This window comes from Burkholderia sp. JP2-270, assembly GCF_003233675.1.
Lineage (GTDB): Bacteria > Pseudomonadota > Gammaproteobacteria > Burkholderiales > Burkholderiaceae > Burkholderia > Burkholderia pyrrocinia_C.
Map to the genome: position 1 here is coordinate 1,339,505 of NZ_CP029825.1, position 14,104 is coordinate 1,353,608.

10 protein-coding genes are annotated in these 14,104 nt (G+C 68.0%); 3 read left to right on the forward strand and 7 right to left on the reverse strand.

Annotated elements, in window-relative coordinates:
• Window positions 1-188: 188 nt before the first annotated feature.
• Complete coding sequence (locus tag DM992_RS23920; protein WP_111018919.1) at window positions 189-857, reverse strand: FMN-binding negative transcriptional regulator; 669 nt, start codon at window positions 855-857, stop codon at window positions 189-191.
• 92 nt (window positions 858-949) lie between these two features.
• Between DM992_RS23920 and DM992_RS23925 the strand changes: the two genes are divergently transcribed.
• Window positions 950-2,440, forward strand: a complete 1,491-nt coding sequence (locus DM992_RS23925) for a PLP-dependent aminotransferase family protein (protein WP_111018920.1) — start codon at window positions 950-952, stop codon at window positions 2,438-2,440.
• A 142-nt stretch (window positions 2,441-2,582) separates the two neighbouring features.
• Entirely contained in the window at window positions 2,583-4,814 is a 2,232-nt protein-coding gene (locus DM992_RS23930) for a transglycosylase domain-containing protein (protein WP_111018921.1), read from the forward strand.
• A gap of 30 nt (window positions 4,815-4,844) precedes the next feature.
• On the opposite strand, the gene add is transcribed toward DM992_RS23930, so the two are convergent.
• Together add and DM992_RS23940 are read right to left on the reverse strand one after the other, a co-directional pair.
• Complete coding sequence (gene add / locus DM992_RS23935; RefSeq protein ID WP_111018922.1) at window positions 4,845-5,945, reverse strand: adenosine deaminase; 1,101 nt, start codon at window positions 5,943-5,945, stop codon at window positions 4,845-4,847.
• 44 nt (window positions 5,946-5,989) lie between these two features.
• Window positions 5,990-7,339: an NCS2 family permease gene (locus DM992_RS23940; protein WP_034180898.1), complete on the reverse strand. Its 1,350-nt coding sequence runs from the start codon at window positions 7,337-7,339 to the stop codon at window positions 5,990-5,992.
• 94 nt (window positions 7,340-7,433) lie between these two features.
• On the opposite strand from DM992_RS23940, the gene DM992_RS23945 reads away from it, so the two are divergent.
• Window positions 7,434-8,345, forward strand: coding sequence for a LysR family transcriptional regulator (locus DM992_RS23945; protein WP_111018923.1), 912 nt, complete (start codon window positions 7,434-7,436; stop codon window positions 8,343-8,345).
• A 27-nt stretch (window positions 8,346-8,372) separates the two neighbouring features.
• Here DM992_RS23945 and DM992_RS23950 read toward each other — a convergent pair whose 3' ends face one another.
• The 4 genes from DM992_RS23950 to DM992_RS23965 all read right to left on the reverse strand — a co-directional run bounded on the left by DM992_RS23950 (window position 8,373) and on the right by DM992_RS23965 (window position 13,816).
• Window positions 8,373-9,425 (reverse strand): nucleoside hydrolase, encoded by a 1,053-nt coding sequence (locus tag DM992_RS23950; RefSeq protein ID WP_111018924.1) that lies wholly within the window; start codon window positions 9,423-9,425, stop codon window positions 8,373-8,375.
• 8 nt (window positions 9,426-9,433) lie between these two features.
• Window positions 9,434-10,546, reverse strand: coding sequence for a porin (locus tag DM992_RS23955; protein ID WP_111018925.1), 1,113 nt, complete (start codon window positions 10,544-10,546; stop codon window positions 9,434-9,436).
• A 161-nt stretch (window positions 10,547-10,707) separates the two neighbouring features.
• Window positions 10,708-12,009: a hypothetical protein gene (locus DM992_RS23960; protein WP_111018926.1), complete on the reverse strand. Its 1,302-nt coding sequence runs from the start codon at window positions 12,007-12,009 to the stop codon at window positions 10,708-10,710.
• Between the two features lie 388 nt (window positions 12,010-12,397).
• On the reverse strand, window positions 12,398-13,816 hold the full coding sequence (locus DM992_RS23965) for an MFS transporter (RefSeq protein WP_111018927.1): 1,419 nt from the start codon (window positions 13,814-13,816) through the stop codon (window positions 12,398-12,400).
• Window positions 13,817-14,104: the final 288 nt, after the last annotated feature.

A 14,104-nucleotide genomic window follows, 5' to 3' on the forward strand; every position in this document is an offset into this window, starting at 1 on the left:
GGCTCGTTGCATGGATTTCCGTTCATACGACTTATTCTCAACAATGCTTTCTGATTCTCCTATCGCCGTCGATTGTCTTTGCCGCACTCAATTCCTTGGCATACAAACAATGGCCTTGGCGCACATGGGCCGTCTCGTGCGCCACCGTGACCTTGTTGGCGATCCTGGTTCACTTTACGGCCGCAGAGCTATTTAACCTTGCGCTCGATTTCCATCAGCATCGCTTCCCCGATCGCGAGCTTCCCGTCCGCGATCAGCGCGTCGCCGGCGCCGCGGATATCGGCTTCGGCCTTGTTCTGCCCGAGCTTGCGCTTGCCGACGAACCGCGTGATCTCGATCTGCAGCCCGACGATCGCCTGCAGCATCGTGTCGAGATAATCGGCCGGCGCGTCGCCCATCTTCCACGGCACCGGCTGCGACGCTTCGTGCGTGCGCGTCAGCCGGGCGACCACGCCGCGCACGAACTTCTCGTCGTCGCGCACCGTGATGCGGCCGTGCGCATGCACGACCACGTAGTTCCAGGTCGGCACCTGCCGGTGCGCGACCTGCTTGCTCGGGTACCAGCTCGGCGAGATGTACGCGTCGCCGGCGCGGAAGATCACGAGCACCTCGTCGCCGTTCGCGACATCCTGCCAGACCGGATTCGCGCGCGCGACGTGCGCATGCAGCTCGCCGAGCCCGCCGTCGCCCGGCAGCAGCTCGAACGGGATGTGGTTCGCGTCGAGTCCGCTCTTCCCCTGCGTGATCAGGCTGCCGAACGGATGCTGCACGATCAGCTCACGCAGCGCATCGGGGTTGGGCTCGTTGAAATCGGCGGGACGTACATGTCGGCTCCACGGTCGTACGGCGGTTGAAATGGCTCGGGCACTGGCCCGTCTTGCGCAGATTGTTACTCCAAACTGGTTTATGCTGTAGAGCCGGTTTGAAACATTTTCAGCAGACCAGAATCATGGCAAGAACGGCCCGGAACGTCGAAATCCCGTCGCTCGGCGCGCTCGACCGCGCGGCCGGCGACCTGAGCCGCCAGCTCGCGCAGGCGCTGCGCGACGCCGTGCGCCGCGGCGACGTCCGTCCGGGCGATACGCTGCCGTCCACGCGGCTGCTGGCGGCCGCGCTGCAGGTCGCGCGCGGCACCGTCGTCGATGCGTATGCGCAGCTGGTCGCCGAAGGCTTCCTCGAATCGCGCGGCGGCGCGGGCACGCGCGTCGCGAACGCGCTCGCCGAGCCGCCGCCCGTCGACGAACCCGACCCGCCCGCCCAACGCAGGCGCCGGGCCCACGCCGGGCTGCCGGAGCCGGCTGCGACCTTCGCGCGGATCGCCCGCGAATTCCGTCCGCTGCCGGCGCTGCCGTTCGCGATCTCGGTACCGGTCGGCCTCACCGCGCCCGACGACATCTGGCGCCGGCTCGGCAATCGCCTGCGCACGCGCGGCGCCGGCGCGCCGTCCGGTTATGCCGATCCGCAAGGCGCGCTGCCGCTGCGCGAAGCGGTCGCCGACTACGTGCGCCGGTCGCGCTCGGTGCGCTGCACGGCCGACCAGGTCGTGATCACGAGCGGCACGCAGCAGGGGCTGCATCTCGCGAGCCAGGTGCTGCTCGGCGCGAACGACCAGGCCTGGGTCGAGAATCCGGCCTATCGCGGCATCACCGCGCTGCTCGAAAGCACCGGGCGACGCGACGCGATGGTCCGCGTGCCGGTCGATGCCGACGGCATCGACGTCGACGCGGGCATCCGCCTGGCGCCGCATGCGCGCGCCGCATTCGTCACGCCGTCGCACCAGTACCCGCTCGGCATGCCGCTGAGCATGGCGCGGCGCAACGCGCTGCTTGCGTGGGCGCGCACGCATCAGGCATGGGTGGTCGAGGACGACTACGACAGCGAGTTGCGCTACGAAGGCTATCCGTTTCCGTCGCTGCAGGGGCTCGACCCCGACCGCGTGATCTATCTCGGCACGTTCAGCAAGATCCTGTTTCCGTCACTGCGGCTCGGCTACGTGATCGCGCCCGACGATCTCGTGCCCGCGTTCTGCGGCGCGCGCGTGCTGATGGATCGCCATGCGCCGACCGCCGACCAGCACGTGCTGGCCGCGTTCATCGCGGAAGGCCATCTCGATCGCCACATCCGCCGCGTTCGCGGCGTGTACGCGGAGCAGCGCGCGCTGCTGATCGACACGCTCGGCGCGCGGCTGCCGCGCGAACGCGCATGGGTGCAGCCGGGCGACCAGGGGATGCACGTCGTGCTGTGGCTCGCCGAAGGGATCGACGATCTCGACGTGGTCGCGCGCGCCGCGCAGGCCGGCGTCGCGGTGCGCGCGGTGTCGCCGATGTTCGCGCCGGGCACGGCCCGCCCGGGGCTCGTGCTCGGCTTCGGCGGGTTCGGTCGAGCGCAGATGGAGGCGGCCGCGCAGCGGCTCGCGGACGTGGTTTCGTCGGAAGATTAGCGGCCGGTCGCGCCGCAAAAGGTTGTCCGCAGGCAACAAACGTAATCGTCTGTAAATCCTGCAAGCAAAGGGCCGTTTCGGCTGCCGGCACGCGTGCGCCGTTTGCTAGGATCGCGCCTCTTCCGTCCACGCCCCTGCCGCCGTGAATCGCTTCGTGCCGTTTCTTCGAGACGCGTGGCTCCGTTGCCGCGCCCGCGTCACACCGCTCGCCGCCGCCTGCCGTGCGCGCACCCGCGCGCTGTGCGCCGGCGTGCTGCATCGCCTGCGTCATCCGACGCGGCGCGGCGTGGCGCTGACGCTCGCCGCGATACCGGCGCTGGGCCTGCTGGTCCTGCTTGCGTTCGTCCCGTTCACGCCGAGCATCGGCGACATCCGCAAGGCACGCATCGATCGCCCCGCGCGCGTGCTGTCGGCCGACGGCGAGCTGATCGCAGAGTTCCGGCCCGTCAACCGCGAATGGGTGCCGCTCAAGCAAATCTCGCCACACATGGTCGACGCGCTGATCGCGACCGAGGATCACCGCTTCTACTCGCATCACGGCATCGACTGGCGCCGCACGATCGCGGCCGGGCTGCATACGTTCTCGGGCGCGCGCCAGGGCGGCTCGACGATCACCCAGCAGCTCGCGCGCAACCTGTACCCGGACGAAGTCGGCCGTTCGCTGACGCTCACGCGCAAGGTGAAGGAGCTGATCACCGCGTTCAAGATCGAGACGGTGTACAGCAAGGACGAGATTCTCGAAACCTACCTGAATACCGTGCCGTTCCTGTACAACGCGTTCGGCGTCGAAATGGCCGCGCGCACCTACTTCGGCAAATCGGCGAACCAGCTCGACATCGCCGAAAGCGCGACGCTCGTCGGGATGCTGAAGGGCAACAGCTACTACAACCCGGTGCTGAATCCGGAACGCGCGGTACAGCGGCGCAACATCGTGCTCGACCGGATGGCGACGACGGGCATGCTGTCGCCGCGGCAGCTCGCGAAATTGCAGCGCCAGCCGCTGCGCGTCGACTTCGAGCCGCAGACGGCGCAGCCAGGCCTCGCGCCGCACTTCGCGGTGCAGCTTCGCAAGTGGCTGATCGCGTGGGCCGACCGCAACAACTACGACCTCTACTCGGACGGCCTCGTCGTGCGCACGACGCTCGATGCGCGGCTGCAGGACATGGCGACGCAGGCGCTGACGCAGCAGACCGAGCGGCTGCAGGCAATCGCCGACAGCGCATGGCGCGGCCCGTCCGGCTGCGGGCTGCGCAACGACCTGTTCCGCGGCTTCATCCGCCAGACACCCGACTATCGCAGCGCCCGCGACGCGGGGCTCGCCGATGCGGCGGCGCTGAAGCAGCTCGGCGCGAATCGCGCGTTCATGCGCGCGCTGTGCGAGCGCAAGACGCAGGTACAGGCCGGCTTCGTCGCGATCGATCCGCGCAACGGTGCGATCAGGGCATGGGTCGGCAGCCCCGATTTCGGCAGCGAGCCGTTCGATCACGTCGCGCAGGCGCGGCGCCAGCCGGGCTCGACGTTCAAGCCGTTCGTCTATGGCGCCGCATTCGCGGACGGCATGCGGCCGGGCGATACGTTCATCGACCGGCCGGTCGCGATCCCGATCGACGGCCGCGCGGTCTGGCGCCCGACCGACGAGGAACCGCCGACGGGCGAGCCGATGACGCTGCGCGACGCGCTCGCGCTGTCGCGCAATCGCATCACCGCGCAGGTGATGCGGCAGGAAGGCGCCGCGAAGGTCGCGCAGCTCGCGCGCGCGATGGGCGTGCGCGACAGTCCGCTCGACGCGGTGCCGTCGCTCGCGCTCGGCACGAGCCCCGTCACGCTGAAGGAGATGGTGTCCGCGTACGGCACGATCGCGAACCGCGGCGTGTACGTCGCGCCGCAGACGATCACGCGCATCGAGGATCGCGACGGCAAGGTGCTCGCCGCATTCGGCAGCGCGCCTCCCGAACGCGCGTTGCCGGTGCCTGCCGCGCAGACGCTCGTCGACGTGATGCGCGATGTCGTCGATCGCGGCACCGGCGCCGACATCCGCTCGCGCTACGGGATTCGCGTGGACGTCGCCGGCAAGACAGGCACGACGCAGGACAACACGGACGGCTGGTTCATCCTGATGCATCCGCAACTGGTGGCCGGCGCATGGGTCGGCTTCGATGACGGCAGCGTGACGCTTCGCAGCGACTACTGGGGCACGGGCGCGCACAGCGCGCTGCCGATCGTCGGCAGTTTCTACGATGCGGCGCTGCGCGCGCGTGCGATCGATCCGCGTGCGCAATTCTCGCCCGACTTCCGGCCGCGCAGTGCGCCAGCGCCGGCGTCGAGGCGACGTCCGCATCCCGGCCTGTTCGACTGGCTGAAATTCTTTCGCTGAGCGTACCGTCGGCGGAACATATACCTGCGCTCAGCCCGCCGCGAGCGTGGCGGCCAGCGCATCGAACTCCGGCGCCCACGCCGCACGCCACGCGGCCTTCGTCGCGTCGTCCACCCACGCGCCGTCGATCCCGTTCAGCATGAACTGCTTCAGTTCGGCAACGGTGAAGCCGAAATGGCTGAACATCAGCTCCCACGCCTCGCCTGGATTGACCTTGTGCAGCGTCGGATCATCGGTGTTCGGATGGATCTTCAGCCCGAGGCCCGGCATCTTGCGCATCGGATGCCGTTCCGCCCATTGCTCCGGCGGCAGCGTGCGCAGATAGTACGAATTCGTCGGCACGACGGTGAAGACGATCCCGCGTTCCACATAGCGCGCGCACAGCTCGGGGTTGTCGACGATCGTATAGCCGTGATCGACGCGATCGACCTGCAGCAGGTCGACCGCCGTCTCGACGTTGCGCCACGGCATCCCGAACTCGCCCGCATGCGCGGTCGTGCGGAAACCGGCCGCGCGCGCGTTGCGGTACGCCTTCCAGAACAGTTCCGGCGGCCGGTCGTTCTCGCGATAGTCGATCCCGAGCCCCGCCACTTCGTCCGCGCGATTCGCCTTCATCCATTCGACGATCGCCACTGCCTCGTCGGGATCCTGCTCGCGGTCGATGCTCGGGATCAGGCGTGCGCCGATCCCGAAGTCGCGCGCGGCATCGCGGATCGCCGTCACGATCGCGGCCTGCGCGTCTGCATACGCGATGCCCGATACGCGCACCGTGCCGGTCGGATTCCAGAAGAATTCCGCGTGCCGCACGTTGTGTGCGGCCGCATCCTCCAGATACTCGTACGCAATCCTTCGCAAATCGTCAGGCTGCGTGAGCAGATACTTGTCGAGCGCGCGCAGCACGTGCAGCACGCCGACCGGCTTGTCGCCGCGCGCATAGAACGCATCGATCTCCGCGCGCTCGATCGGCGCGCCACTGCGCTCCGCGAGCGCGACAAACGTGTCGTGCCGCACCGCGCCGAGCAGGTGGCAATGCAGCTCGACCTTCGGCAGCGCGTGGAAGAAGGCCCGATGGGCCGGCGTGATCTCGATGCCCGTGCGCGCGGCCGGGACGTTGCCTGGTGTTTCCTTCATGTCTTTCTCTTTGGGTATTGCGGTTTCGTCGCGAAAGCCGTCTCTCAGTGCGGCTTCACGACGGTCCAGAAGTAATAACCGAGCGGAATCGCGAGCACGACGAGCCCCCACGACACATCGCGCCAGCGGCCGGCCAGCAGTTTCACGAGCACGTAGCACAGCAGCCCGCCCGCGATGCCGGTGCCGAAGCTGTTCGACATCAGCGTGAGCAGCACCATCGACATCACGGGCAGCGCATCGGTAAAGTCGTCGAAATGCGTATGGCGGATCGTCGCGAACATCGACAGCCCGATCAGGATCAGCGCCGGCGCGGTCGCCTCCTTCGGGATCGCGAGCGCGACCGGCACGAACAGCAGCATCGCGGCGAACAGCACGGCCGCGGCCAGCGACGACAGCCCGCTGCGGCCGCCGGCCTCGACGCCCGCCGCCGATTCGATCAGCGCGGTCAGCGCGGGGATGCCGAACACGGGGCCGATCGTCGCGGCGAGCGAATCGACGAGGAACGGCCGGTTGATATCCGGCAGGTTGCCGTGTTCGTCGAGCAGGTTCGCCTTCGCGCCGACAGCGAGCGCGGTGCCGAGCGTCGAGAAGAATTCCGCCGCGAAGAACGCGAACAGATACGGCGCGGCCGCGAGGCTCAACGCGCTGCCGATATCGAGCTTGAACGCGATCGGCGCGATGCTGTGCGGCAGCGACACGAACGACGCGGGCAGGTGCGTGACACCGAGCGGCACGCCGGCCGCGGCCGCGGCGAGGATCGCGATCAGGATCGCGCCGGGCACCTTGCGCGCCTGCAGCACGACCGCAACCGCCAGGCCGATCAGCGCGACAAGCGCGCCCGGCCGCGAGAAGTCGCCGAGCGCGAACGCGTTGGTCTTCGCGTTCGCGACGACCATCCCCGCATTGCGCAACCCGAGCATCGTGACGAACAGCCCGATCGACGCGCCGAGCCCGAGCTTGATCTGCACCGGAATCAGCCGCACCACGACGCCGCGTGCCCCGAGGATCGTCAGCAGGAAGAACAGCACGCCCGACACGCACGCGATGCCGAGGCCCGTCTGCCAGCCGACGTGTTCCGTCGTCGCCAGCGTCACGCCGACGATCACGGAGCCGCCGATGCCGGGGCCGACGAGGAACGGCAGGTTCGCGTAGAGCCCCATCAGCGTGGTGAACAGCACGAACACGACGATCGTCGCGGTCGTCGCCGCACCGCGCTCCATGCCGCCTGTCGCGAGCAGCGACGGGATCACGACGAGCAGGTACGCGGCCGCGAGAAACGACGTGACGCCCGCGATCGTCTCGGTGCGCACGCTCGTGCCGCGCGCGGCGAGCGCGAAGCGGCGTTCGAGCCAGTTGGCCGGCGCTCGCGCCGGCATCGTGTCAGTCGCTGACATGGTGGTTCTCCTGTGATTCCGAATATTGTCCTGTGCCGATTCGCGCAGCGCGGTCTTATACTGCCGCGTACCGCATCCCGACCGTTATTGCCCGATGTCGTCCGACCGCTCGTCGCTGCTGCCCGCGCTCACGCTGCGGCAGGTCCAGCACTTCGTCGTGCTCGCCCATGCACGCAGCTTCACGCAGGCCGCACAGGCGCTGTCGCTCACGCAGCCCGCGCTGACCGCGTCGATCCGCCAGATCGAGTTCCTGCTCGGCGGGCGCCTGTTCGCGCGTTCCGCGCACCGGCTCACGCTGACGTCCGCAGGCGAAGCCGTGCTGCCGCTCGCCGAACGCCTGCTCAACCAGGCGCGCGGCACCTTCGACGACATGACGCGGCTCATCGGCGAACGCATCCAGACCGTGCGGATCGCGTTCATCCCGTCGGTCGCGGGCCGCCTGCTGCCCGCGCTCAACACACTGCGCCGCACGCATCCGACGCTGCGCTTCACGCTCACCGACCTGCCGAACAGCGCACTCGTCGAAGCCGTGCGCGACGGCGTCGCCGATCTCGGCATCGGCGTGCGCGAACCGGACAGCGACGACGGCACGCTGCGCTACCGGCAACTGTTCGAGGACGAGATCGTGATCGTCGTGCGGCACGACGATCCGCTTGCCCGCGCGAAGAGCGTCACATGGGCGAAGCTCGTCGATCGCGAGCTGGCCGTGTTCGTGCGCGGCAGCGTCAGCGAATCGCTGCATCGCACCGGCGGCGCCGAGAAGCTGCGCCTGAACGTCACGTACCGGATGGAGTACACCGAGCCTCTCTACGCGCTCGCGCGCAACGGCCTCGCGACCGCCGTGCTGCCGAGCCTCTACACGATGCATCTGCACGACCCCGAACTCGTCGCGCTGCGCGTCGACAAACCACGCGTCACGCGCGCGATCTCGCTGATCTCGCTCGCCGCCGACGATCGCGGCCCGCACGTGCGCGCGTGCCGCGAGTGGATTGCGAAGCACATCTGATTCCGTTCGCCGCGCGACGTCACGTGCTCAGGGCAGCTTCGCGATGCGCTCGACGAGCGCCGCGTAGAAGCGGTCCGCGTCGACCTCGTCGATCCACGTCGCGTTCGCCGCGCGGCCGCTGCGCCCGTTCCAGTCGACGATCGTCTCGCCGAGCGTCCACTGCCCGGTCGTCTCGATCACGACATTCACCTTGCGTCCGTTGAACATCGTCGGATCGACGAGATAGCCGACCGCGGTCGGGTCGTACATCGGCCCGTCGTCGACACCGCGCCGCTTCTTGTTGTACGCGAGCTCGGCCGTCATGATGTCCGCGACGATCGCGCCGCAGCGGTTGCCGAGCGCGCGGAACGGTGCGACGCGCGCCGGCGTGATCGGCGCCTTCACCGCGACGTCGCGCGGCAGTATGACGATCGGCACGCCGCTGCCGAACACCACTTCTGCCGCCTGCGGATCGACGTAGATATTGAACTCGGCGGCCGGCGTGATGTTGCCGCGCTCGAAGAACGCGCCGCCCATCAGCACGATTTCGCGCAGCGCGCCGCGAATCTGCGGCGCTTCGACCAGCGCGGTCGCGATGTTCGTCAGCGGGCCGAGCGCGCAAAGCGTCACGCTGTTCGGCGCCGCGCGGCTCAGCGTATCGACGAGGTACGACACCGCGTGGCCGGTCGCGAGCGGCGCGTGCGGCTCGTGCAGTTCGACGCCTTCGAGCCCCGTCTTGCCGTGCACGTTCGCGGCCGTCACGAGTTCGCGCACGAGCGGGCGCGGGCAGCCTGCATAGACAGGCAGCGTCTTCGTACGGCCGGCCCAGTCGCGGATGATCCGCGCATTGCGTTCGGTCAGGTCGAGCGGCACGTTGCCCGCGACGGCGGTCAGCGCGCGCACGTCGAGCCGGTCCTGCGCGCCGAGCGCGAACAGGATCGCGATGGCGTCGTCCTGCCCCGGGTCGGTATCGATGATCACCGTGCGGCGCGCGGCGTCGCCGCCGGCGGCGAACGCACCCGTTTCGGGCAGCAGCGCGGTGCCGGCCAGTGCGGCGGACAGTTTCAGGAAGGTGCGGCGCGATGCGATCGGATGGGTCATGGTCGGGCTCAGAAAACGTGCCGGACGCCGAGCGTCGCCATCATCTGGCGCGTGCCGGTCGAGCGCGAGTACGCGAAGATCTGCGCATGGTCCGCGTCGCCGGCCGCCTGCTGCACGATCACCGTCAGCGCGACGTCGGTGCGTTTCGACAGGAAGTAGTCGGCCTGCAGGTTCACCTGGTGCCACTTCGGGCGCTTGTCGATCACGTCGTACTTGCCGTTCGTGAACGCATACGCGGCGCCGAGAAAGAGCTGCGGCGTCATCGTGTAGACGACGTTCACGCCGAGGTTCTGCAGGTGCAGGTGCGAATTGTCGAGGTAATCGTAGCGCACGTCGGTAAACATCGCCGCGAACTGAGCGCGGCCGATCGTGTAGAAACCGCCCGTGCCCGCGATCCGCTGCCGGCTCGCGTATGCCGCCGGCGTCATCGCGCTCTTGCTGAAGATCAGCAGCGGCGACGCATAGTCGTTCGCGATCGCGCCGTCCTGGTTCGTGCTGCTGTACGGATGGTTGTACTGCGCATAGACCGCGCTCCAGCGCAGCGGGCCGCGCTCGTAGCCGAGCCCGAAGCTGTATGCGCTGTTGTTCGCGAAGCCCGTCGCGTTGCTGAAGCCGTACAGCGCGGTGAATTTCAGGCCGTAGTAGACGGGGCTCACGTACTTCACCGAGTTCTGCACGCGGATGTCGTTGTAGCCGTTGTCGTTGTCGCCGATGTTCACGCCGTTGCTCGCGATGATCACGGGCCCGATGTAGTCGTGAATCGCGTCGTACTGGCGGCCGAACGTCAGCGAGCCGTACGTGCGGTCGGCAAGACCGACGTAGGCCATGCGCCCGAACTCGCGGCCGTTTTGCGCGGCCGTACCCGTCATCACGTTGAAGCCGTTCTCGAGCTGGAAAACCGCGGACAGTCCCTGCCCGAGATCCTCCTTGCCCTTCAGCCCCCAGCGCGGGTTCTGGTTCGTGCCGGACAGCGCCTGCCAGGCGTTCTTGCCGCCCTGGTTCGTCGCGAACCCGACGCCGGCCGAGATCAGACCGTACAGCGTGATGCTGCTTTGCGCACCGGCATGGGTCGCGAAGGCGCCGAGCATCGCGAGCGGAGCGAGCTTGTAGAGAGTTTTCATGCGGGCCGTGTGATCGGTGGTGGTCCAGGCGCGGCAGGGTTCCGCGAAACTGGCCTCGACTATACGAACCCGGATCGGATAATAAAAGTTTGCTTTTCTTATGTATCAATAAAACGGATTTATTCTCATCGTCATGCCTCCAGTGCCTGCCGGAGCATCTGTCAATCGGCGGTATCGCCGCCCTGCGGCAGCTTCGACCACGCGTTGCGCCCCGGCAACGGCGACCACGCCGGGCGCGTCTTGCGTGCGCTGTCGATCACGACCAGGTAGCGGCCCGCGATCGGCGTGATGTCGCGGTCGCGGCGCAGCACCCACAGCGACCTGCCGGCCTCGACGCGCGCCTGGTAGTCGTCGTCGAGCAGGCCGTGCCGGTCGAAGAACAGGTTCAGCGACGCGGGAATCCGCACGCATCCTTTCGAGTGCCGGATGCCGAGCAGCGGTTCGAGGCGGTCGGGGTCGGTCGCATGCATCTGGAAGCGCATCGGCGACACGCCGCCCTTGCCCCAGCCGCGCTCGCCGTCCTCCCATCCGAAGTCGTAGATGCGCATGTCGCGGCGGCCGTAGCCGCGAATGCCGTTGTCGTTCGTCGTGCCTTCCGCGCGGAAATCCATGTTGTCGGGCGAGTGATGGAACACGCCGAGCGGCGTCACGAAATGATCGTACTTGCCCGGCAGCCCGGTGCCGACCGGCGATGCGCCGATCATCAGCCACGCATTGGCCGGCGTCGCCCGGAAGTAGATGAACAGCGCCTGCACGTTCGGCGCGCGGTCGACCATCGCGACGTATTCGCCGGCCAGGTCGCCGAGGTCCGCATCGGCGAGCGCCTTCTGGAGCCGCTCGCCGTACGCGCGCTGCTCGCTTGACGGTACGTTCAGGCGCCGAGTGACTTCCTGCGTGAAGCGCTTGCGCATGTCGATCGCGCGTGCCGTCGCGTTTTTCGCCTCGTCGGCCGACAGCGGCGGATGCCGGCGCGGCGCGGTCGGCACGGGCGGCTCGGCCTCGCTGGCCGGTACGGCGGACGCGGCCGACACTGGTTCGGCAGTGGACGCGGCGGAAGCCGCCGATGCGCCTGACACCTCGCTGGCAGGCTCCGCATGATGCGCATGCGATGCCGCAGGCGCGGGCTGCGCGGCCGACGCACCCGACGACGCATGCGCGGACGAAGCCGGATGTGCTTGGGAAGCCGCCGACGCCGGCGACGCAACTGATGAGGATGACGTAGCAGCGGACGACGGCGCGCCGGATGCCGCAAAGGCAGGCCGCCAGACAAGAACGGAAACCGGCAGCGCGGCAGCGAGCCACACATACGCGGCAACTGCGCGGGTACGGCAACGCGGCTTCGCAAATTGCCGCGTCAGGCTGGAAAGCATCATACGTTCGAAGCCATCGGTCGATCCGGCCGCCGCATGCTGCTGTTGCGAGCGGCGCATCTTCCGCGCGAGCCATCGACACGTCCGGCGCATCGCATGCGCCCGGCGCCGACGCCTCTTCGCGGCGGAGCCGTTCGCTGATGCAACGCGTGCGGTCCGATGGCGGCTAATGAGTCGTCAGGCCCTTCATTCTACGCGCCAGCGCAGGAATCGGCAGCGAAGAAAGGCATGGTTTCGCGGCGGATTGTGCTTCGTCACGCTTTGTTTCAACTCGTTGCCGCTTGCGGCTTCGTTGCGTGTCAGTCTTATAGGTTGCGCGTTTCAAAGCGTGCGCCCGACAGGCTCGTGCGTTTCGCCCGAAACGATGTTTCCACTAAACAAATTCGCATGCCAAACCATTTCGGCGATGCCGTTTCCTGCTGAGAAAACCGCATCGCACACATGCCGCACAAACCACGCGGCACGCGTGCGCAACCACCGACTACTTCGAGATGGTTTCGAGCGCGATGCCCTTCGTGCGCGGCCCCATGAGCCCGATCGCGGCCATCACGATCGCCATCGCGCCCGCGATGAACGCGAACACGCCGAAGGTGCCGAAGCCCTTCAGCACGGCCGCGATCACGAACGACGAGAAGATCGCCGAGAAGCGGCTCCACGAATAGACGAAACCGACGGCCCGTGCGCGGATCGACGTCGGGAACAGCTCGGCCTGATACGCGTGGAAGCTGTACGACATGATGTTGCTCGCGAGCGTGAGGCCGATGCCGAGCACGATCAGGAATGCGCCCACCGTCGTCTGGCTGAACAGCAGCCCGCAGACGACGATCGCCGCCGCCATCGCGACGATCACCGATTTACGCTCGAAGCGGTCGGCGATCACGAGGCCGATCAGCGGGCCGATCGGCGCCGCGAGGGCGATCACGCTCGAATACATCAGGCTCGACGTGATCGTGATGCCCTGCTTGATCAGCAGCGTCGGCACCCAGTTTGCGAAGCCGTAGAAGCCGACCGTCTGGAACACGTTGAAGATCGTCATCATGATCGTGCGGCTGCGATACGGCGGCACCCACATGTCGCGGAAGCTGCCGCGCGGCGGCACGGGTTCGGCCGGCGCGGGCGGCGGCAGCGGCCGCCCGTATTCGGCTTCGACCTTCGCTTCGAGCGCGCGCATGATGCGGTCGGCTTCGTCGACCCGGCCCTGCTGCGCAAGCCAGCGTGGACTTTCCGGCAGTTCGCGGCGAATCCACCATACGAAGAGCGCGCCGTGCGCGCCTATCAGCACGACCCAGCGCCAGCCGTCGAGGCCGAGCGGCGCGTGCGGTACGAGCAGATAAGCCAGAAACGCGACCACCGGCACCGCGACGAACCCCACCGCCTGCTCGCACGCGAATGCGCGGCCGCGGATCTGCTTCGGCACGAGTTCGGAGATGTACGTGCCGATCGTCACCATCTCGACGCCGAGCCCGAGACCGACGACGAAGCGCCAGAAGTTCAGCCCGGCCGCGCTGTCCTGGAACGCCATCACGACGTTGGCGGCCGTGTACCACAGCAGCGACCACGTGAAGATCGCGCGGCGGCCGAAGCGGTCGGCTAGAAAGCCGCATGCGATCGTGCCGATGAAGAGCCCGGAGAACAGCGCGGCGATGAAGCTCGCGACCCCGGTGGTGCCGAACAGCCCGTGCGTCGTCGCCGAAAGAATGCCGCTTTTCACGAGGCCGGGCGCGACGTAGCCGCTGTAGAGCAGATCGTAGAGTTCGAAGAAGAAGCCGAGGCTCAGCAGCACGACGAGCTTCCAGACGCTGCGGGTCGGCGGCAGGCGGTCGAGGCGGGCCGAGATCGAGCCGGGGTCGATGGATGGGGATTGGGCAGGTGCCTGCGAAAGGCTGTCCGTTGAGGCCATCTTGGGCGCGTCTCCTGATCGTGTCGTGTTGTGTGTTGTTGTCCGGCGACCGTCGAGCCGCCGTCGGGCGAATCGCTGCATTGTACCGGCACGCCTGTCCGGCGCACCTGCGCGCCTGCGGGCCGGCCGCGCCGCGTGCACCGAACCGATGCGGACTCCCCCGATTTCGCGCCGGACAATGTGTAACTTGCGTAACCGTCTGTCGGGTACGGAACACGCGTCGGAACGACGATCCGGCGCCGCCCGAGCCGCGCCCCGGGCGGCTGCGGCCCGACGGTACGGGCCTGC